Source organism: Bradyrhizobium sp., from assembly GCF_035484855.1.
In the GTDB taxonomy this organism is placed as follows: Bacteria; Pseudomonadota; Alphaproteobacteria; order Rhizobiales; family Xanthobacteraceae; genus Bradyrhizobium.
In genome coordinates this window covers 89,763-109,023 of the sequence record NZ_DATHOP010000036.1, presented here as the reverse complement: position 1 = coordinate 109,023, position 19,261 = coordinate 89,763, and the positions used below count along the sequence as shown (strand labels likewise).

General features: G+C 60.9%; 19 protein-coding genes. 13 read left to right on the top strand and 6 right to left on the bottom strand.

Annotated features, from left to right (window positions below; translation table 11 throughout):
- Positions 1 to 303: 303 nt before the first annotated feature.
- Positions 304 to 1,137 carry a phytanoyl-CoA dioxygenase family protein gene (locus VK804_RS04895; protein ID WP_325368418.1) on the top strand — a complete coding sequence of 278 codons (834 nt, stop codon included), beginning with the start codon at positions 304 to 306 and terminating at the stop codon, positions 1,135 to 1,137.
- Between the two features lie 64 nt (positions 1,138 to 1,201).
- Here VK804_RS04895 and VK804_RS04890 read toward each other — a convergent pair whose 3' ends face one another.
- Genes VK804_RS04890 through VK804_RS04880 form a run of 3 tightly spaced genes read right to left on the bottom strand, consistent with a single transcriptional unit; the run spans position 1,202 to position 2,667 of the window.
- Positions 1,202 to 1,411, bottom strand: a complete 210-nt coding sequence (locus VK804_RS04890; protein WP_325368416.1) for a hypothetical protein — start codon at positions 1,409 to 1,411, stop codon at positions 1,202 to 1,204.
- Positions 1,412 to 1,430: 19 nt separating this feature from the next.
- The gene (locus VK804_RS04885) at positions 1,431 to 1,829 is read right to left on the bottom strand and encodes a hypothetical protein (RefSeq protein WP_325368414.1); all 399 of its coding nucleotides are present in this window, start codon (positions 1,827 to 1,829) and stop codon (positions 1,431 to 1,433) included.
- A 34-nt stretch (positions 1,830 to 1,863) separates the two neighbouring features.
- Entirely contained in the window at positions 1,864 to 2,667 is an 804-nt protein-coding gene (locus tag VK804_RS04880; protein WP_325368412.1) for a sterol desaturase family protein, read from the bottom strand.
- 181 nt (positions 2,668 to 2,848) lie between these two features.
- On the opposite strand from VK804_RS04880, the gene VK804_RS04875 reads away from it, so the two are divergent.
- Positions 2,849 to 3,157, top strand: coding sequence for a DUF6166 domain-containing protein (locus VK804_RS04875; RefSeq protein WP_325368410.1), 309 nt, complete (start codon positions 2,849 to 2,851; stop codon positions 3,155 to 3,157).
- Positions 3,157 to 4,269, top strand: a complete 1,113-nt coding sequence (locus VK804_RS04870; RefSeq protein WP_325368408.1) for a Zn-dependent alcohol dehydrogenase — start codon at positions 3,157 to 3,159, stop codon at positions 4,267 to 4,269. The genes VK804_RS04875 and VK804_RS04870 overlap by 1 nt, the downstream gene beginning before the upstream one ends.
- Positions 4,270 to 4,274: 5 nt before the next feature.
- Here the strand turns inward: VK804_RS04870 and VK804_RS04865 are convergent, their stop codons facing one another.
- Together VK804_RS04865 and VK804_RS04860 are read right to left on the bottom strand one after the other, a co-directional pair.
- Positions 4,275 to 4,988: a GntR family transcriptional regulator gene (locus VK804_RS04865; protein ID WP_325368406.1), complete on the bottom strand. Its 714-nt coding sequence runs from the start codon at positions 4,986 to 4,988 to the stop codon at positions 4,275 to 4,277.
- Positions 4,989 to 5,352: 364 nt separating this feature from the next.
- Positions 5,353 to 6,096 carry a substrate-binding domain-containing protein gene (locus VK804_RS04860; RefSeq protein ID WP_325368404.1) on the bottom strand — a complete coding sequence of 248 codons (744 nt, stop codon included), beginning with the start codon at positions 6,094 to 6,096 and terminating at the stop codon, positions 5,353 to 5,355.
- A 186-nt stretch (positions 6,097 to 6,282) separates the two neighbouring features.
- On the opposite strand from VK804_RS04860, the gene VK804_RS04855 reads away from it, so the two are divergent.
- The 10 genes from VK804_RS04855 (at position 6,283) to VK804_RS04810 (ending at position 18,595) form a co-directional block, all read left to right on the top strand.
- The gene (locus tag VK804_RS04855; RefSeq protein ID WP_325368402.1) at positions 6,283 to 7,230 is read left to right on the top strand and encodes a LysR substrate-binding domain-containing protein; all 948 of its coding nucleotides are present in this window, start codon (positions 6,283 to 6,285) and stop codon (positions 7,228 to 7,230) included.
- Between the two features lie 146 nt (positions 7,231 to 7,376).
- On the top strand, positions 7,377 to 8,906 hold the full coding sequence (gene tcuA, locus VK804_RS04850) for an FAD-dependent tricarballylate dehydrogenase TcuA (RefSeq protein WP_325368399.1): 1,530 nt from the start codon (positions 7,377 to 7,379) through the stop codon (positions 8,904 to 8,906).
- Between the two features lie 126 nt (positions 8,907 to 9,032).
- The gene (locus VK804_RS04845) at positions 9,033 to 10,025 is read left to right on the top strand and encodes a tripartite tricarboxylate transporter substrate binding protein (RefSeq protein ID WP_325368397.1); all 993 of its coding nucleotides are present in this window, start codon (positions 9,033 to 9,035) and stop codon (positions 10,023 to 10,025) included.
- Positions 10,026 to 10,063: 38 nt separating this feature from the next.
- Positions 10,064 to 10,594, top strand: coding sequence for a thiamine pyrophosphate-binding protein (locus VK804_RS04840; RefSeq protein ID WP_325368395.1), 531 nt, complete (start codon positions 10,064 to 10,066; stop codon positions 10,592 to 10,594).
- A gap of 2 nt (positions 10,595 to 10,596) precedes the next feature.
- Entirely contained in the window at positions 10,597 to 11,193 is a 597-nt protein-coding gene (locus VK804_RS04835) for a thiamine pyrophosphate-dependent enzyme (RefSeq protein ID WP_325368393.1), read from the top strand.
- Between the two features lie 12 nt (positions 11,194 to 11,205).
- Positions 11,206 to 12,618 (top strand): MmgE/PrpD family protein, encoded by a 1,413-nt coding sequence (locus VK804_RS04830; RefSeq protein WP_325368391.1) that lies wholly within the window; start codon positions 11,206 to 11,208, stop codon positions 12,616 to 12,618.
- Entirely contained in the window at positions 12,615 to 13,598 is a 984-nt protein-coding gene (locus VK804_RS04825; protein ID WP_325368389.1) for a tripartite tricarboxylate transporter substrate binding protein, read from the top strand. The genes VK804_RS04830 and VK804_RS04825 overlap by 4 nt, the downstream gene beginning before the upstream one ends.
- A gap of 29 nt (positions 13,599 to 13,627) precedes the next feature.
- Positions 13,628 to 16,333 carry an aconitate hydratase AcnA gene (acnA, locus tag VK804_RS04820; RefSeq protein WP_325368387.1) on the top strand — a complete coding sequence of 902 codons (2,706 nt, stop codon included), beginning with the start codon at positions 13,628 to 13,630 and terminating at the stop codon, positions 16,331 to 16,333.
- Positions 16,334 to 16,541: 208 nt separating this feature from the next.
- Positions 16,542 to 17,522: a tripartite tricarboxylate transporter substrate binding protein gene (locus VK804_RS04815; RefSeq protein ID WP_325368385.1), complete on the top strand. Its 981-nt coding sequence runs from the start codon at positions 16,542 to 16,544 to the stop codon at positions 17,520 to 17,522.
- 80 nt (positions 17,523 to 17,602) lie between these two features.
- Positions 17,603 to 18,595 (top strand): NAD-dependent epimerase/dehydratase family protein, encoded by a 993-nt coding sequence (locus VK804_RS04810; protein ID WP_325368383.1) that lies wholly within the window; start codon positions 17,603 to 17,605, stop codon positions 18,593 to 18,595.
- A gap of 41 nt (positions 18,596 to 18,636) precedes the next feature.
- On the opposite strand, the gene VK804_RS04805 is transcribed toward VK804_RS04810, so the two are convergent.
- Entirely contained in the window at positions 18,637 to 19,122 is a 486-nt protein-coding gene (locus VK804_RS04805) for a MarR family winged helix-turn-helix transcriptional regulator (RefSeq protein WP_325368381.1), read from the bottom strand.
- Between the last annotated feature and the right edge of the window lie 139 nt (positions 19,123 to 19,261).

Here is a 19,261-nt window from a genome sequence, read left to right as displayed (position 1 = left end):
ACCAAGATGCCTGCGCGTGCAACCGGCTTGAAGTTCGTGCATTGCTGGCTGCTGCGTCGCACCATCCATCGCAAAATGCACGCGCGCCGCTTGAGAGCGCGGGACAAATTCAGATTTGGACTTCCGGAATCGGCACCTTCTCGTTCATCGCGATTTGCGGGAATCTGCGCCGGGCGAGCCGTGAGCGGATTCGCGCGCCTGCCGTGCTTGCAGTGCTTCTTGACAGCGCCGGACGGCGGGCTCACTTTTGATCGAGTTTCTTGCCGCCGCCTGAACATAAGAAAAGAATGCCGGAGGACGCAAATGACGAAGTTACTGAGCGACAGTGAAGTCGCCGGCTATCGCGCGCGGGGCTATCACTTTCCGGTGGATGCCCTAAGCGAAGGCGAAGTCGCCGAATTTCGCGGCAAGCTCGAGGATTACGAGGCGAAGACCGGCGGTCCGATCAAGGGCGAGATGCGCCACCGCAGCCATGTGCTGTTCACCTGGATCAACGACATGATTCGCCATCCCAAGGTCCTCGACGCGATCGAGGATTTGCTGGGGCCGGATATCCTCTGCTGGAACACCAGTTTCTTCATCAAGGAGCCGCATGATCCCGGTTTCGTGTCCTGGCATCAGGACGCGACCTATTGGGGCCTCGACTCGTCCGACGTTGCGACCGCCTGGATCGCAATGTCGCCGGCCGACAAGGTTTCCGGCTGCATGAAATTCGTGGCCGGCACCCACAGGCAGCAGGTGAAGCACGAAGATACGTTCGACCAGAACAACCTTCTGACCCGCGGCCAGGAGATCGCCGTCGACGTCGACGAGGCAAAAGCGGTCTTTGTCGAGTTGAAGCCCGGTCAGGCTTCGCTGCACCACGTCCTGCTGTTTCACGGCTCCGAGCCCAACCAATCCGACGACCGTCGCATCGGTCTGGCGATCCGCTACATCCCGACTCGATTGAAGCAGTCGGTCGGCCAGAGGGATTGGGCGACGCTGGTGCGCGGCAAGGACACCTACCATCACTTCGAGCCGGAATATGTGCCGAGGCGCGACCTCGAGCCCGAAGCACTGGCTTTCCACAAGGCGGTCACCGAAGAACAGCTGCGGGTGCTTTATCGCGGCACCGACAGAACCGCCTACCGCGCATAGTCGCGTCGCGATCGTCCGCTCGCGACGTTTGGGCTGGACCACGCCCGCAGGTGCGGCGCGAATTCTATTGTGCCGCGTTGTCGCGGCGAACGCCGCCGGCGGTTTCCTCGCGCTTGACCTCGGGAAACAGCCACATCGCGAAGATCATGAAGAATCCAAGAAAGGCCACGACATACTGGATGCGCTCGTGCCCGAGCGCATGCTGATAAAAGGCCGCAATAGCGGCCACCAGCACGACGAGCCCAGACAGGCCGAGTTTGATTCTTACAGGCATCGCTGGAATCTCCCGATCGTCACGACATGTTTGCCCAGAACCGTCCCGCAACCATTGCCAGGGCTGCGAGCGCGAGTATCTGGACGCCAACCAGCATGGAAAGTCCCCGCCAACCGTCGCGTAACGATGACGGCCAGATTTCGAACAGCCCGGGCGCAAACAACACGACGAGGCCGGTCGCGACGATCAGCGAGCTCCACCGCAGTTCGGCATAACCGTACAGCGCCGTTCCTACCAGCAGGGCTGACAACAAGAGGCCATTGCCGGCCAGCAGCAGCGTGGCCGCGTTCGATCTCGCCGAGGCCGGGCGCAAGCTTAGCGGAAACATGCCGGCAAGGTTGAGGAAAGCGATCGTGCCGACGGTTGCGAAGGCAGCAAACCAGAGCAGCGAAACCCAGTGCGGTTCGATGGCGTCCATGGCTTTGCTGCCTGTGCCTGACAATATCCGCAGTCTACTCGGCCGGCGTGGCGAAGCCGGTCGGATGTCCCTTCATCGCGGGCCTCGGCGTGCGCGAGGTCTTGCGCATATCGGTTTTGACGAAGCGCGTATCGTAGCCGTTCAGGAGATGGCCGACCAACCCGCGATTGAGATCCGAGGTGCCGAACAACCAGTCCATGACCGGGAAGGTCAGGTTCATGTTGCGCTCCATCATGATCGATTGATCGTGATGGGCGGTGTGATGGCGCCGGATCGTGTTCACGAACGGCGCGTTGCGCACGAACCAGCTCTCATCGAGATGACAGCAGAAGTGCATGAATTCGTAGATCAAATACATCGACGTCGTGGTCGAAATCAGCAGCCATCCGACATTCGGCGAAACCAGCCAGCCCAGCAGCAGCGCCGGCGGAATCGACATCATGGTGAAGGTCACGAGGGCGTAGGGCGGAAAGAAGGTCACGCGCCAGTCGTTATGATCGGCGAACCGCATCTCCTTCTCCGTGAAGAACTGATGATGCATCAGCGTGTGCCGATTGTAGATCGCGCGAAACGCCTTGACCTGCGACGGGCGGTGCATGACGTAGCGGTGAATCCACCACTCGAAGAAATTCGCGAACAGGAAGGTCACCGGCACGATCGCCAGTTCCCACCAGCGCAGGTCGCTGATATCTGCGAAATAGATCGACAGCGCCGTGAACCCGATCACGTAGATCACCAGGACATGCAGCCAGCCATTGTACCATCCCGCGACGCGGTGACGGTAGGTCGCTCGATAATTGCGTTGCCGCTCGGTCATTGGACTTGAGGATAATTCCATCGCGCCGTCTCTCCGTCCCATACCCGCTTTCCTCTAATATATCACCAATCTATCAGTCGGGAAAAGGCCTTTTTGACCGGGTAACGCGCTGCCCGAAAAAGCACTTGATGAGATGTCGGTGACCTATGGTATGCCGATAACGAACGGCCCGGGAAAATCAGATCGAAGCGGGGAGGCTGGCATGAAACACTATCTGGGAGACCGGACCATCGACGGCGTCAAGGTCACCGTCGATGGCGCGCCGCTCGACCCCTGCGTTGATGTCGTGGAGTTCAGCAAGAACGGCTTCGAATGGAGCTATGAAGGACCGGAGCCGCGTCAGCTCGCGCTGGCGCTTTTGGTCGATCATCTCGGCGACAAGGCGAAGGCAAGGGCGATGGTCGAACCCTTCATGTCGGCCGTGGTGGCGAATTTCGGCAACGAGTGGGAGATGAGCTCCGCCGATATCGATGAAGCCCTTACTGCGCTCTCCGGCAAGGCGGTCGCCTGATGGCGCTGCAATACAGGGCCGCGGTGCTGCACGCGGCACAAACGCCGATGTCGGTCGAAACCGTAACGGCTGCCGATCTGAAGCCGAATGACGTGCTGGTCCGGATCCGCGCTGCCGGACTTTGCCACACCGATCTCGAAGTGATCGAGGGATCGTTGCGCTATCCCTTGCCGATGGTGCTCGGGCACGAAGCCGCCGGGATCGTCGAGCAGGTCGGGCCGGCTGCCCGCGGCGTCGGGCCGGGCGATCACGTCGTGCTGTCCTGGAACCCGCATTGCGGGCATTGCTTCTATTGCGACCGCGACGCGCCGATCCTGTGCGAGGAGTATCTCGGCCAGGGGCCTAAAGGCGTTGCGTTCGACGGCGAAAGCCGCACCCTTTTGTCCGACGGCCGGCCGCTGCAGCAATTGATGTTCCTGGGTTCGTTCGGCGAATATTGCATCGTATCCGATCAGCAGGCGATTTCCGTTCCGAAGGAGATCCCGTTCGATCGTGCCTGCCTGATCGGTTGCGGCGTCATGACTGGCGCCGGAGCGGCACTCAACCTCGGTGCGATCGCGCATGGCGATACCGTGATGGTGATTGGCTGCGGCGCGGTGGGGCTTGCCGCGGTACAGGGCGCGCGGCTCGCCGGCGCCGGCGCGATCATCGCGGTCGACATCGACCCGGCGAAACTCGTGCTTGCGGCGGCCATGGGCGCGACGCTGGGCGTGGACGCGTCGAAGGACGATGCGGCCGCCGCCGGCAAGCGTGAGACCGGTGGCCGCGGTGTCGATGTCGTCATCGAGGCGGCTGGCAGCGCCTCCGCGTTTCGGGTGACCGCCGAAGCGGTGCGGCCGGGCGGCCAGATCATCTGGCTCGGCAAGATCGACGTCAACAAGGACGTCTCGTTTCGCTGGGGCGCGCTGATGCAGGAGAAGCGAATCCGCCGCGTCAGCTACGGCAACGCGCGCCCGCGCCGCGATTTTCCGCTGCTGGCGCGCGCCTATCTCGATGGCGAATTGATGCTCGACCAGCTGATCTCGCGCCGCATCACGCTCGACGAGGTCAATGACGGCTTTGCGGCGCTGAAGCGCGGCGAGACCATTCGCAGCGTCATTGTCTTCGACTGATACGCTCAGGCATCGAGCGTCTTGCGCGCGAAATCCTCGATGTAGTCGATCAGGCGATCGGATGCGGTCGCCGCTGCCTTCGCTTTTTTCTGCGCCACGGCGTCCGCCACCGCCGCGTGCAGCTTGGCGGCAAGCGGCAGGTCGGCGACCTGCTGGTAATGCTGATACCAGAACCGGCGCGACAGCGCGTTCATCAACCCCATGGATCGCCGGGCGAATTCGTTACGGGCCGCGGTCGCAATCAGGAAATTGAAGCGCTGGTCGAGGCGCATGAAGGCGATGTCGTCGGCCTTGGCGGCTGCCGCCAGCATCGCTCGCGCAACCTCGGCGAATTCACGGCGCTCCTCCGGGGTGGCGCGCTCGGCGGCGAGGTGCGCCATCAGACGTTCCAGCTCGCGCCTGACCTCGAGCAGCCGCAGCTGCAGCGTCAAATTGATTTCCGAGACCATGATCCCGCGTCGGGGCATGATCACCACGAGACCGTCCCTGGCGAGGCGCTGCAGCGCTTCGCGGATCGGGGTTCGACCGATCTTCAAACGCACCGAAAGCGCCTGTTCCGACAACACCGTTCCCGGCGATAACTGCAGCGTCACAATGATTTCTTCGAGTTCGCGATAGGCGCGATCGGTCAGAGTGCCGTCTTCCGCTTCGGGCGCGCGCAGCCGGGGTTTCGCGCGTTTCTTCGACGCGCGGTTGTTGCGTTGGCCGATTACAGGCATGAGACGTCATAGGGCATGCAATTCCTGTCCCAAGTGTATATCTGCAGTATATCATTGGGATGGCGATGCGAAAGCACGACGGTTGCGGGATTGCTGGCATGTTCGGCAAGGGACGCGCCTTCTAGCAGGCCACCACGCGCGGCTCCGTATCACCAGCTTTGATACTGTGATACTGTGATACTGGATATTCTGGTGCCGTCGAAGGATCGATAAGCACGGTCGGTACCCTTCGCCGCGTTTGTCCGTGATTGTTTTTTGGATGGCGGCATCGGCATTGAACGTGAAGGAATGCAACGTGTACGGCCATATCAGCGGACTTCACCATCGCTGCACCCGGGTTCAAGTTTTCGGTACACCGGCCGAACTACTCGATGCCCGCGGCGGCAAATATGCCCTTCGATTCCGGTGTCTCGAGAAAGCGGACAAAGGCCATGGCAACTGCCGATTTTGATGCCGGTTGCGCGGCGTAGCTGGTGTAGTTTTGGACGTCTTCCGGCAGTGGGCCTGCGAGCTGCAAACCTCTATTGCGAAAGTGTAGAATTTCGGCCACGGGCATAAAACCGATTTCGTTGCCCTTGCCCTTAATGAGAGGCTCGATCATATCCGTGCCTGCATAGCGCTTCGTCTTCCCCTGAATCTGCTCGGCCAAGCCCAGCCGCTGCAGCAAGCTTTCGACGAAAAGTCCGCTGGATGCCCGATTGTAGATGACCGAATCCGCGTCGAGCACCGCGCGTTTGAGCGCATCCGTTGTCGAGACATCGGGTTTCGGTGCGCCTTCACGGATCGCGACTCCGATGCCGACGCGGCCGACCGGCACTCGCCCGGTGCCCTCGATTTTGCCGGACTTGACGAGGTCGTCGAGGGCCGCAGGCGTTGCGATCACCACATCGGGCGTTTCGCCCGCGCCAACCCGTCGGGAGATTTCCGGGGTGGTGGCAAAGACGATCTGGACGTTGTCGCCCGTTTGTTGGCGGAAGGCCTCGACTGCAATCACCAGCCCGGCCTCCACTGCGGCGCCGCTCATTACTGTAATCTGGGTGGCGCGCGCCGGAGAAATAGCGCCCATTAGCGCGGCAAACCCGGCGAGTACGAGAACCCGTTTAAGCATCGTGTTTCTCACTCAGGTGTCGTTCGGGTGTGGAAATATCCCGTCCTTGGTTGAACAGCGTGCTGCAAATGCGGTTCGTGGACGAGACCGGGCGACATCCTCCAACCTCCAACCAACTATTACATTTTCGGTAGCCATGGTACGATATTATTGCATTTCGATATACTGAACCCACCGAGCCCAGACATGAAATTGCAGCAGCTTCGCTATGTGCTGGAGATCACCCGTCGCGGCAATCACCTTTCCGCGGCGGCGGAAGCCTTGAACACCTCGCAACCCGGCGTCAGCCGGCAAATCCAGCTGCTCGAATCCGAGCTCGGCTTTGAGATTTTTCTGCGAACCCGCAACCGGATCATCGGCTTGACGCCCGCCGGAGAACACGTCGTCGAGATCGCCCGCAATGTGGTCGAGGACATCGCGGCACTTCGTTCCCTGAAGGAGGAAGTATCCGTTGGAAATCGCGGGACGCTGACGATCGGAACGACCCACACCCAGGCGCGCTACGTGTTGCCACGGGTGATTGCCTGCTTTGTAAAGGCCTATCCGGACGTCGAATTGATCCTGAAGGAAGGCGATCCAGAGGAAATCTGCCGGATGGTGGATGCCGGCGTCGCGGATCTGGCGATCGGGACGGAGACCGGCGGAGACTTTTCGCACCTCGTCAAGTTGCCGTGCTTCGAAATCACGCGCAGCGTCGTCGCAACAAAGGATCACCCGATTCTAAAACTCAGGAAGCTTACGCTTCAGGATATTGGCGCGTATTCGATCATCATTTATGGCGCCCGTCATAGTGGACGGCAAAAGGTGATGGACGCGTTCAAGAGGGCGGGAATCAAGCCCAAGATCAGCCTCAGCGCGGTCGACGCCGATATCTGCAAGACCTATGTGGAGTTGGGCCTCGGCATTGCGATACTCGCTGATATCGCGATCGATCCGGTGAAGGATACGGGTATCCGGGCGCGCAGCGCCAAAGATCTGTTCGAAAGCAGCATGGTCTATGTCACGCTGCGGCCGGCCTCCTATATCCGCCCCTATGTGATTGATTTTCTGCAAATCATCGCGCCGGCGCTCACCGCTGCCGCGATCCGTGACGCCATGCGGATTTCACGTAAACAGGCTCTCGAGCGGGTCTAGGCGATGCGACGGAACAGGGGCCACTATGCCGCCGCGTACATACCAGTATCTCAACTAAAGCTTTTGTCGGCGGGGCAGGCGTCGGCTACTAAAGGGCCGGCAAGCGGAAGCCCAGCAGCCGAATTCTGCAACTTCAGACCGAGCGCATGACAATGACGACGAGCGACGACGGGAGTCAGGGCTACGACGTGATCGTGGTGGGCGGTGGCAACGCGGCGCTCTGCGCTGCGCTGACGGCGCGCGAGGAAGGCGCCAAGGTCGTGCTTCTGGAATGCGCTCCGGAGGAGGAACGCGGCGGAAACAGCTCCTTCACCGAAGGCCTGATGCGGTGCGTCTACAACGGCGCAGACGACATCCGCGCGCTGTCGCCGGACTTGACGCCGGAGGAACTGGCAAGCGATTTCGGGCGCTACACCGAAGAGAAATTCTTCGACGATATGGCGCGGGTGACGCAGAACCGGACCGACCCTGATTTATGCGAGATCCTGGTCAAGCAAAGCAATGCGACCATGCATTGGATGCGCAGCAAAGGGGTGCGCTTTCTTCCGCAGTTCGGCCGGCAGGCCTTCAAGGTCGACGGCAAGTTCACGTTTTGGGGCGGGGCGACGCTCGCCGCCGTTGGCGGCGGTCGCGGTCTGGTCGATCAGCTCTACCGTGCGGCGGAAAAGGCCGGGGTGCACATTCGCTACAAGGCGTGGGTGCGCGATCTCATTCATTCCGACCAGGGCGTCACCGGTGTCGTGGTCAAGATGGATCAGGACACGCGGAAGATTTTCGGAAAGAGCGTCGTGCTGGCCTGCGGTGGGTTCGAGGCGAACGCAGCCTGGCGCGCCCGCCATTTGGGGCCCGGCTGGGATCTCGCCAAGGTACGGGGCAGCAAATTCAATTGCGGCGACGGCCTCGATATGGCGATGCGGATCGGAGCGCAGCCCACCGGCCATTGGTCCGGATGTCATGCGGTAGGTTGGGAACGTTATGCCGACGAGTTCGGCAGCTTCGAGACCATGGATGACTACGAACGCGACAATTATCCGTTCTCGATCATGGTCAACAGCGAGGGAAAACGTTTTCTCGATGAAGGCGCCGATATCCGAAACTACACCTACGCCAAATACGGCAGGATCATCCTGCAGCAGCCCGACCAGTTTGCCTGGCAGATTTTCGATTCGTCGGTCACCCACCTGCTGCGGCCGGAATATCGTGCCCGGCGCGTGACCAAGGTGACGGCCAATTCGATCGAGGAACTCGCCGACAAACTCGGCGACGTCAATCGCGACGCACTGATCGAGACGATAAAGGCCTACAATGCCTCCATCACGCGAGACGTGCCGTTCAGCCCCAACGTGAAGGACGGGCGGCGGACCCAGGGTCTGGCGATCCCGAAATCGAATTGGGCGGTAGCGCTGGAAAATCCGCCGTTCGAGGCCTATGCCGTGACCTGCGGCATTACCTTTACGTTTGGCGGCCTCAAGGTCACGACCGAAGCGCAGGTTCTGGATACGCAGCATCGCGTCATATCGGGGTTATTCACGGCCGGGGAGATGCTCGGCGGGTTGTTCTATTTCAACTACCCGGGTGCGACGGGACTGATGAGCGGCGCCGTGTTCGGACGGATTGCCGGCCGCAGCGCAGCCAGGGCGGCGATCGGCGGCGGAGCGGCGGCCAATGTCGCCTGAGCACCGCGACGCCAGGGCCAAAGGCCCACTATGCCGCCGAATACATAGCAGTATCCAATCCAGGCCTTTTATCCGCAGAGCGATGGCCGTTACCGTCCTTCCAACGAGAACGCGTGAGGGAACGCCATGCTGAAGTCGTCGCTGCCATACGCCGCCCTGGCTTTCGGCACCCTGCTGATTGCGAGCGCACCGGCTCCGGCGGCCACGGTCAGCTATCCGACCCAGACCGTGCGGCTGATTTCGGCTTTCGCCGCCGGCGGCGGCAACGATCTCATGGCGCGGGAGCTGGCACAGAAATTCGGCGAGGAATTCAAGAACACCTTCATCGTCGAAGACAAGACCGGCGGCAACGGCGACATTGCAACCGACTATGTTGCGCGCGCACCGGCGGACGGCAATACGCTGCTGGTGACGACGAATGCGACGGTGGTGATCAACCCGCAATTGTTCAAGGACGTCGTCAAGTTCGATCCGGTCAAGGATTTTGCGCCGGTCAGTCTGCTGGCGAGGCAGCCCTTCGTGCTCGTCGTCAACAATGATCTTCCCGTGAGGACAGTCGGTGAACTGATCGACTATGCGCGCGCGCACCCCGGCAAGCTGAATTTCGCCTCCTCGGGAGCGGGCGGTGGCGCGCATCTGTCAGGTGAGATGCTGAAGACCTTGATGAAGCTCAGCATGACGCACGTGCCGTACAAGGGTGTGGCGCCGGCGCTGCAGGAAGTCATCGCCGGCCACATCGACTTCATGTTTGCGTCCATTCTGACGGCAAAGCCGCTGGTCGATGGCAAGCAGTTGCGCGGGCTCGCCGTCACCAGCAAGACCCGCAACCCGACCATGCCGGACCTTCCGGCGATGGCCGAGCTCCCCGGCCTTGAAAACTTCGAGGCCGATCTCTGGTACGGCCTCCTGGCTCCTGCGAATACCGATCCCGCCATCGTCAGCAAGCTCTACCAGGCCACGCTTCACGCCTTCCAGGATTCCGAGCTCAAGGCCCGCTTCGAGGCGACCGGAACCGTCCTGGTTGGAACGTCGCCGGATGAATTTTCCGGGATCATCAAGACCGATATCGGCAAATGGGCGCTCGTCATCAAGGCAGCCAATATGCTGAACCAAAACTAACCGAGGTTTTCAGCAATTTCCGAGCAAGTGGAGACACAGTGAAACAGGAAGCCCCAGCACGCGTCTGGCCACGCGAAATCTACGATACGCTCAAGCAGCTTGCTATCGAGCAAGTCGCCTTTGTGCCGGATGCGGGTCACACCCAGTTGATCAAGGATTGCGAGTCCGATAATTCGATCGAGACCGTGTCGCTGACATCAGAAGAGGAGGGGGTCGCGATGCTGGCGGGCGGCTGGCTCGGCGGCAAGCGCGGCGCGCTGTTGATGCAGTCTTCCGGCGTCGGCAATTGCATCAATATGCTCAGTGTCATCCAGGAATGCCGGTTTCCTCTGCTGATGATCGTGACCATGCGGGGTGAATGGGGCGAGTTCAATCCCTGGCAGCTCCCGATGGGGCAGAGCACCCAGCGGGTGCTCGAAAACGCCGGCGTGATCGTGCAGCGCGCCGACCATGCCGACGAGGTCCGCGACGTTGTCTACGCAGCGGGGCTGATGACGTTCAGCTCAAATCGCCCGATCGCGGTGCTGCTTGGCCAGCGTTTGATCGGTTTCAAGGATTGGAGCAAGTGACCATGCCAAATCAAAGACAAGGGACGCTCGATCGCCGTGCGGTGATGGACGCCTTGCTCAAGGCGAGGGGCGACAGCCTGATCGTCACCGGTCTCGGATCGACCTGTTACGACGCCGGCACCGCCGATCATCCCAACACCTTTTACCTGTGGGGCGGCATGGGTGCGGCCGCCATGATGGGACTCGGCCTTGCGCTTGCGCAGCCCACGCGGCGAACGGTCGTCATCACCGGCGATGGTGAAATGCTGATGGGACTCGGTGCGTTTGCCACCATCGGCGCCAAATCGCCGAAAAACCTCTCGATCATCGTCATCGACAACGAGCATTACAGCGAGACCGGGATGCAGCCGACCCACACCCACCGCGGTGTCAGTCTCGCCGCCGTCGCCAAGGCCTGCAATTTTCCAAGGTCTGTGACCGTCTACACCGAACAAGAACTGGCGTCGGAAATTCCGGCTCTGTTTAGCGGGACCGATCTCGCGTTCTGCGATGTCAAGGTGAACACCCAGCGATATCCGATGTCGATCCGGATGCGGGACGGCGCGCATATCAAGAACAGATTCCGCGAACATCTGCTTGGTCAAAATGCATTCGACTAGAGTGTGCTGAAAATGGACGTTGCCTCACGAAGTCACGGTCAGGATTTGCTGGCTTTTGCGCACGGCCTGACATTGCGCGGCATACCTGCCGGTGTCGCCGCCAATGCCAGGGTTTGCCTGCTGGATGCGTTGGGTTGCGGTATTTTTGGCTCGGGCCAGGTCTGGTCGCGAATTCTTGCCGATGAAATGCTGGCCGACGGCTCCGCTGGACACAGCACGGTGATCGGGCGCCAAAAGCAGCTTTCGGCGCCCGCCGCGGCACTCTGTAACGGCACTGCGATCCACGGATTTGAACTCGACGATCTGATCGCGGAGTCGATCACTCATCCGGCCGCGTGCGTTATCCCCGCCGCGATCGCAGCCGCCGAAGCCGTCGATGCCTCGGGCGCCCGTCTGCTCGAGGCGATCGTTGCCGGCTACGAGGTGATGCATCGGGTCGGCCTCGCGCTTGGTGTGGAACCTGCCAGGCGGGGATTCCATACGACAAGTCTGGTGGCGCCGATCGCCTGCGCCGTCGCCGCCGGCAAGGTGATGTCGTTGAGCCTCGATCAGATGTTGTCGGCGGCGGGGCTTGCCTGTTCGGCTTCGTCTGGAATCAAAAGTTTCGCTGCCGGGCATGGCGGAGGAATGGTGAAGCGACTGCATCTCGGACGCTCCGCGGAAGCCGGCGTGCGCATGGCGCAGCTGGCAGGCCGCGATTTCCTCGGCCCGCCCTTTGCGCTCGATAGCCGTTTCGGTCTGCTGGAAGTATTCGGCGGCACCGGAGCGCACGCGGACAGGATGACGCACGACCTGGGGCAGGCTTGGGCAATGCGCGACGTCTGGTTCAAGGTCTATCCGATTTGCGGATGGATTCAGTCGGTGGTCCAGCTCGTGGTCGAGTTGCGAGGCGTGCAGCCGCTGGCTGCGGAAACCGTAAGCGCGGTCGAGGTTGGCGTCAGCCGCTACGCTGCCCAAAACAACGGCGAGCCCGCGCCGGTCGATACGATGGGAGCGCAATACAGCATCCCTTATTGCGTGGCGGCCGCCCTGATGGGCGATCCGCGTGATCCCGCCTGGTTCCAGCCGGACGCGGTCAACGATCCCGCCATGCGCAAGCTCGCCGGCAAGGTGGCGATCGTGATCCATCCCGACGTCGAGGCGGTGTATCCGGCGAAATTCGGCGCCAGCGTGAAGCTGACGCTAGCGGACGGCACCGTTTCCGAACGCCTGGTGTTGGAGTGCCATGGAACGCCATCGAATCCGTGCAGCAACCAGGAGCAGCTGGACAAGTTTCGCCTGCTTGCGGGCACGGGAATGTCCGCCGTGGCCGCGACGGAGCTTGCTCGCCTCGTCGACACGGTCGCCAGCATCTCGGTTCGGGCGCTGACAAATCCACTTCGCTTCGGTGGCGCAACCGGGCAGGAACAAAGGAAGCTGGCGTGACCCTGGCACGGCCTAAATTCCAGGTTGGCTTGCTTATCGCCGCGCTGGCCGTGGCGTCGGTCATGCAGGCACAGGCCGAATCCTATCCTGATCGTCCCGTGCATCTGGTCGTGCCGTTTCCGCCGGGCGGACCGGCCGATATCGTTGCAAGGCCGCTGAGCGAGAAATTGTCGATCGCCCTGGGCCAGCCGGTAATCGTCATCAACAAATCCGGCGCGAGCGGGACGGCCGGCGCGGCCTTCGTGGCGAAATCCGACCATGATGGATACACGCTGCTGATGGGCACCAGCAACGAACTGACGATGAGTCCGGGACTCTACAGTCAGCTGCCCTATGATCCGTCGCGCGACTTCGAGCCGATCACGACCGTGATCCTGTTTCCGAATGTGCTGGTCGTGAACAAGGACCTGCCGATCCGGACGGCGCAAGACCTGGTCGCGATGACCCGTTCGAATCCCGGCAAGATCAGTTACGGGACGAGCGGCACCGGCAGCACCAATCATCTCACCACCGAGCTTTATCGCGCGTCGACCAGGGTCGATCTCAACTATGTGCCTTATCGGGGAGGGGCGGCGGCGATGGCCGACCTGATGGGTGGACAGATCCAGGCCATGTTCGCGACGATGCCCTCGTCGTCCGGCTTCATCAAGGATGGATTGATCCGGGGGCTGATGGTGACGGATACCAAACGATGGGCGGCGATACCGGACGTTCCCAGCGCGACGGAGGCCGGATTGCCCGACGTCCATGTCATCAGCTTCAATGGCGTGCTGGCGCCGGCCGGCACCCCGCGCCCGATCGTCCAAAAGCTGCACGATGAAATCGTGAGCATCATGAATGCGCCTGGTATGAAGGCCTTGATGCTGCAACAGGCCGGTGAAGTTTCGACATCGTCTCCCGAAGAGTTTGCGCAAATCCTGAAAGCCGACTTCGAGACGTGGCTGTCGGTGATCAAGGCGAACGGAATTCATATCGATTGACTGATTGAAACATCCGGAAGGCACGTTCGATGACATCGGTGCTGAAAGCTCTCTGTGAACGCGAGATCGACCTTGGTTCCGCAGCCAGGAGCCGGTTTTTTTCGCTTCCCGCGCTCGAGCAGGCGGGCTTTGGCAGGATTTCCAGATTGCCCGTCTCGCTTCGCGTCGTGTTGGAATCGCTGATGAGAAATTGCGACGGACGGCAGGTGTCGGAGCGGCAGGTTCGCGATCTCGCAGGTTGGCTGCCGCGCGCGCCCCGGAACAGCGAAATTCCATTCAAGGTCGGACGTATCGTTCTCAATTGCGCGGCCGGCATTCCTCTGTTGGGCGATCTTACGGCGATACGCGGCGCGGTGAAGCGGCTCGGTTTTCCGGCAGGCAGCGTCGGGCCGAGCATTCCGGTCGATATGGTGCTCGATCATACTTTGACGGTCGACTTCCATGGCACGCCGGATGCGCTCAAGCGCAACATGGAGTTGGAGATCAGCCGCAACGCCGAAAGATTCAGTTTCGTCAAATGGGCGATGCAGGCTTATCAGGGTATCAGGTTGTTCCCGCCAGGCAGCGGGATTCTGCATCAGGTCAATCTGGAATATCTGGCGCCCGGTATCCTGTTCAAGGATGGCGTCTGCTTTCCGGATACGCTGGTCGGGACCGATTCACATACCGGCATGATCGCCGGACTTGGCGTGGTCGGATGGGGCGTCGGGGGCATCGAGGCCGAAAGCGCGATGCTGGGCCAGCCGGTGTATTTTCTCACGCCCGATGTGGTCGGCGTCCATCTGAGCGGAGCGCTGAAGCCCGGCGTGACGGCGACCGACCTCGTGCTGCATATCACCGAGCTGCTGCGACACTCCAAGGTCGTAGGCAAATTCGTCGAATTTTTCGGGGCAGGGGTCGCGAACCTGACGTTGCCTGATCGCGCCACCATCTCCAATATGTCGCCGGAATACGGCGCGACGATCGGCTTTTTTCCGGTCGACGAGCAGACCTGCCGCTACCTTCAGCAAACGGCACGGTCCGAACAGCAGGTGGCGGCGGTTGAGGCCTATTTCCGCGCCCAGAAATGCTTCGGCGCGCCGATGCCGGGCGAGATCGATTACACGGCGGTCGTCGATCTCGATCTTGGTTCCGTCGAGCCGAGCCTGGCCGGTCCCAAGCGTCCGCAAGACCGTGTGCCGCTTTCGGAATTGCGCATCCGGTTTGACGATACCTTGCGTCGCCCCGTGAGCGCCGGTGGCTACAATGCACCGCCCATGAGGCCGTCGGCAGCGATCGGAAATGGGCCGCGCCAGCCGCAGAATGGCGATGTCGTGATTGCGGCGATCACATCCTGCACCAACACGTCAAATCCCGGCGTCATGCTGATGGCGGGCATCCTGGCCAAAAAGGCCGTCGAGCGCGGCTTGAAGACGAAGCCCTGGGTCAAGACGTCGCTCACGCCCGGTTCGCACGTGGTCAGCAGATATCTCGAGACGGCGGGCCTGCAAACCCATCTCGATGCACTCGGCTTCAACGTGGCGGGCTATAGCTGCGGCACGTGTTTTGGCGCCTCCGGGCCGATCGATCCGGAGATCGAGAAGAAAATCATCGACAACGATGTCGTCGCCTGTGCGGTATTGTCGGGCAACCGCAATTTTGAATCGCGCATTCATCCCGCGGTTCGCGCGGCATTTCTTGCGAGCCCTCCGCTGGTGGTCGCCTTTGCCTTGACCGGTTCGGTCAATATCGACGTCCATGCCGAGCCGCTTGGCGTCGGAACAGCCGGCGAAAAAGTCTATCTCCGGGATGTATGGCCGAACCCGGAGGAGATCGAGGCAGCCATGTCGATCGCTTCTCGGCCGGAGTTTTATGCCGAGGCCTATGGCAGCGATATCGCGACGCGAAATCCGCTTTGGTCGGAAATTCCGCAAGCGGTGGGCGAACTTTACCCCTGGGATGATACGTCGAGCTACATCCAGGAGCCGCCGTTTCTCGATCAGGAATTAAGACGGACTGTGCTGCGGGATATTTCGGGCGCACGTGCGCTTGCGATCCTCGGCAATTCCGTGACGACCGACCACATCAGTCCGATCAGCAGCATCAAGGCGAACTCACCAGCGGGTACTTACCTGCGTTCGCTTGGTGTTGCCCCATCTGACTTCAACAATTTTGGCGCGCGCAGAATGAACCATGAAGTCATGATCCGCGGCGCGTTTTCGAATGCGCAGCTCAAGAACTTCATGGTGCCCGGCGTCGAAGGCGGTGTCACCCTGCATCAACCCCAGGGCACGCGATTGAGTATCTACGACGCCGCGATGCGCTATATCAGCGAACGCGTGCCGCTGATCGTCATTGCGGGCGAGGAATACGGCACCGGCAGCGCGCGGGATTGGGCCGCCAAGGCGACGCGCCTATTGGGTGTGCGTGCGGTCGTTGCCGGCAGCTTCGAGCGTATCCATCGCAGCAACCTCGTCGGGATGGGCGTGCTGCCGTGTCAGTTCATGCCGGGTAAAAGCGCCGCTGTCTACGCATTGGATGGTTCGGAGCGCTTCGATCTGGTCGGATTGGATGAAAACGTCAAGCCGGGCGCGCGCGTCACGCTGGTGGTGCACCGGACGAATGGCGACACTGAAGAGATACCGCTGATCCTTCGACTGGATACGCAAATGGAATCCGATTACGTTCGTCATGGCGGCATCCTGCCATACATTCTCGGTGAGTTGACCAAAGGCATACCGGCGCACGCCGCGTGATATTGCCGGCTGCGAGGAACAAGACAGCCTCGCCGTCAGGGCGCGGCCTTCGGACCGGAGGATGCCGGGAGGACATACTTCTATAGGGATTTAGGTGGTTGATCGCCCGGGCTGGACTAGTAACCTGCTTTGGCTGGGTTCGGTGCGAGCTTGTGTCAATTCGCGCGGAACGCGCCCAACGAAAAAAAGATATGGTGGGAGACGCCACATGCGACCAAAATTCATTCTGCTTGCGGTGGCCGCGGCATTGTGCTCGCCGCATATGGCAGGCGCCGAGAATTATCCCGACCGTCCCATTCGATTGGTCGTGCCGACCGGGGCAGGTGGTGCGGCCGACATCATCTCGCGGATGATTGCCGAGAAACTTCAGACCTCTCTCGGCCAGCCCGTTGTCGTGGAAGACCGCCCCGGCGCCAACGGCATCGTCGGAGCCAGCTATGTGTTGTCGGCGCCGGCCGACGGCTACACGCTGATGATGGGGCACATCGGCCTGATGACCATCAACAATCACATCTACAAGGACGTCAAATTCGATCCGCTGACCGATTTTGCACCGGTCACGTTGGCGACTACCTATCCGAATCTGCTGGTCGTCAACAATCAGCTGCGGATTCATTCGGTCGCCGAGCTCATTCAATATGCGAAGAAGAATCCCACAGCCCTGAAATACTCTTCGAGCGGTTTTGGCGCCTCGTTCCACATGGCGTTCGAATTGCTGAAGGCGAAAGCCGGCATCAACGCGGTGCATATCCCCTACACCGGGACGGCTGTCGCGCTGACCGCCGTGATCGCGGGAAATGTGGATACCGCCTTCACCGACACCATCACGTCCGCGCCGCAAATCGCGGCCAACACGCTACGCGGGATCGCGATCAGCAGCAAGACACGCTCGCCGACGCTGCCCGATATCCCGACGGTTGCCGAGTCGGGGGTGCCGGAATTGGCGGACTTTGAAGTATTGGGTTGGAACGGAATTGTTGTAAAAGCCGGTACGGCCGCGAACCGGATCAAGCTGCTCAACGAGCATATCAGGCGCGCATTGACATCTGCCGACGTCGTGGAACGGATCTTGAAACTTGGCGCCGACGTTGCCGCCGATACTCCGGAACAATTCGCCGAGTTCATGCGCAACGAAGACGCGAAATGGGGAAATCTTGCGAAGACGGCCAAGCTCGCGGCGGTCGAATAGGATCCAGGCGACCGAAAATATCGATCGGACAAGACCGCATCGGGCTGGCGGACGGTCGCATCAACGAGAAGGACAAGGGGATGAAGATCAAGGGCGGCAAGTTTCTGATCACCGGCGGCGCCAGCATGATAGGGGCCCATATCACCGAGCAGCTGCTGGCTGCCGATGCCCGCAAGATCGTCCTGTTGGACAATTATTCGCTTGGCTCGCCGGAAGGCATCAGCGATCTCGTCGGTAATCCACGGGTCAAGTTCGTGCGCGGCGATATCCTGCGCGTCAACGAGCTGTTTGACAGCCTCGATGGCGTCGACGGGGTTTTTGCCGCTGCCGGCTTCCTCACGCTCCCGCTGACGCAAAATCCCGGGCTCGGCGTCGCCGTCAACGTGCAGGGCATGATGAATGTGTTCGAGGCCTGCCGATATCGCGGGGTCAAGAAGGTGATCTTCTCATCCTCCATCGCCGTGTACGGCGAGCCGACCGTCGATCTCATCGACGAGGCGACGCCCTGGACCTGGAGCAAGCTGCAGCCCGGGGCTGCGCTCTACGCCGGCTCCAAGATCATGGGAGAAAATCTTGGAAAGCTCTATCACGATCGCCACGGCGTCCACTCGATATCGCTTCGATATTCGTCGGTGTATGGCGAGCGTCAGCACCTTCGCGCGGTCAACTCGGTTTATATCGTCGATACCTATGACCGGCTGAAACGCGGCGAGCGTCCGATGATTCCCGATGACGGGCTCGAGGTCCACGACTACATTCATGTCGCCGACGTCGCGCGCGCCAATCTGATGGCGATGGAGAGCGACGTGTCGCGCGAGAGTTTTAATGTCGCGACGGGAACGGCCACGACGCTGAACAGGCTTGTCGAGATCGTTCAGGAAATCACGGGTACGAATCTCAAGCCCGAATACAAGACACCGCCCGGAAAGATACGGGCAGCGGTATCGACCAAGCTGGACTTCTCGATCGAGAAGATTGAGCGGATGATCGGCTGGAAGCCGCAAATCTCGTTCGAGGATGGAATTCGTCGCATGATCAAGTGGCGCGAAACCGAGCGGGGCAACGCCGTCTAGACAGGGGGCCGCACACAAGATTGGCGTCTGGGCATCGCTGCTCAGCGTTTCAGAAATCTCTCCCAGCCTTGAACTTTGATCCGGCTTTCCAATTGCTGGTCCAGCTTGTCGAGACTTTGGCGCAGGCTCGCCAGTTCACCGGCATCGAGCGCGGCGGTGAGTTCGCGCTCGACCCGGACCGCGAACTTCTCGATGTCCTTGTAGACCTTGCGGCCTTCCGCGGTGAGACGAAGGCTGGCACGGCGCCGGTCGCTCTTGTCTACGTCGCGGCGGATCAAGCCGCGCCGGACCAGGAGCTCGATCGCGCGCGCGACCTTGAAGGCGTCGGACGACGTCAACGTGGCGAGCTGCTTTGCCGTCAGCGGCTGATAGCGGGCAATGACTGCGAGACTGCGCCAGGCTGGAATCGTCAGGTCGTGGCGGCTCGCATACATGGGGGCAATGAAGTTACCCAGCCGTGCCGCGATCAGGCCGAACCGGTAACCGACCCAGTCCTCGAGTGGAATGGAAGCTCTGGTATTGTTCATCGAATGCGGAATTCCTTAAGCTCGCGGGAACTATACGGACAGTTGTTTCATGACTCAAACGCGCTCCACCGGCGCTGCAAACCATTCTTGACGTAGATGCGAATTATTTGCATAATGCAAGTAAATGTAGCGCTGCTGC

Excerpts from the sequence above, each read along its gene's own strand:
- VK804_RS04805 (WP_325368381.1), bottom strand. The coding sequence starts at position 19,122 with ATGAACAATACCAGAGCTTCCATTCCACTCGAGGACTGGGTCGGTTAC.
- VK804_RS04865 (WP_325368406.1), bottom strand. The coding sequence starts at position 4,988 with ATGCCTGTAATCGGCCAACGCAACAACCGCGCGTCGAAGAAACGCGCG.
- VK804_RS04890 (WP_325368416.1), bottom strand. The coding sequence starts at position 1,411 with ATGCCTGTAAGAATCAAACTCGGCCTGTCTGGGCTCGTCGTGCTGGTG.
- VK804_RS04895 (WP_325368418.1), top strand. The coding sequence starts at position 304 with ATGACGAAGTTACTGAGCGACAGTGAAGTCGCCGGCTATCGCGCGCGG.
- VK804_RS04870 (WP_325368408.1), top strand. The coding sequence starts at position 3,157 with ATGGCGCTGCAATACAGGGCCGCGGTGCTGCACGCGGCACAAACGCCG.
- VK804_RS04815 (WP_325368385.1), top strand. The coding sequence starts at position 16,542 with ATGCGACCAAAATTCATTCTGCTTGCGGTGGCCGCGGCATTGTGCTCG.
- VK804_RS04830 (WP_325368391.1), top strand. The coding sequence starts at position 11,206 with ATGGACGTTGCCTCACGAAGTCACGGTCAGGATTTGCTGGCTTTTGCG.
- acnA (WP_325368387.1), top strand. The coding sequence starts at position 13,628 with ATGACATCGGTGCTGAAAGCTCTCTGTGAACGCGAGATCGACCTTGGT.
- tcuA (WP_325368399.1), top strand. The coding sequence starts at position 7,377 with ATGACAATGACGACGAGCGACGACGGGAGTCAGGGCTACGACGTGATC.
- VK804_RS04810 (WP_325368383.1), top strand. The coding sequence starts at position 17,603 with ATGAAGATCAAGGGCGGCAAGTTTCTGATCACCGGCGGCGCCAGCATG.
- VK804_RS04835 (WP_325368393.1), top strand. The coding sequence starts at position 10,597 with ATGCCAAATCAAAGACAAGGGACGCTCGATCGCCGTGCGGTGATGGAC.
- VK804_RS04855 (WP_325368402.1), top strand. The coding sequence starts at position 6,283 with ATGAAATTGCAGCAGCTTCGCTATGTGCTGGAGATCACCCGTCGCGGC.
- VK804_RS04880 (WP_325368412.1), bottom strand. The coding sequence starts at position 2,667 with ATGGAATTATCCTCAAGTCCAATGACCGAGCGGCAACGCAATTATCGA.
- VK804_RS04885 (WP_325368414.1), bottom strand. The coding sequence starts at position 1,829 with ATGGACGCCATCGAACCGCACTGGGTTTCGCTGCTCTGGTTTGCTGCC.
- VK804_RS04860 (WP_325368404.1), bottom strand. The coding sequence starts at position 6,096 with ATGCTTAAACGGGTTCTCGTACTCGCCGGGTTTGCCGCGCTAATGGGC.
- VK804_RS04845 (WP_325368397.1), top strand. The coding sequence starts at position 9,033 with ATGCTGAAGTCGTCGCTGCCATACGCCGCCCTGGCTTTCGGCACCCTG.
- VK804_RS04875 (WP_325368410.1), top strand. The coding sequence starts at position 2,849 with ATGAAACACTATCTGGGAGACCGGACCATCGACGGCGTCAAGGTCACC.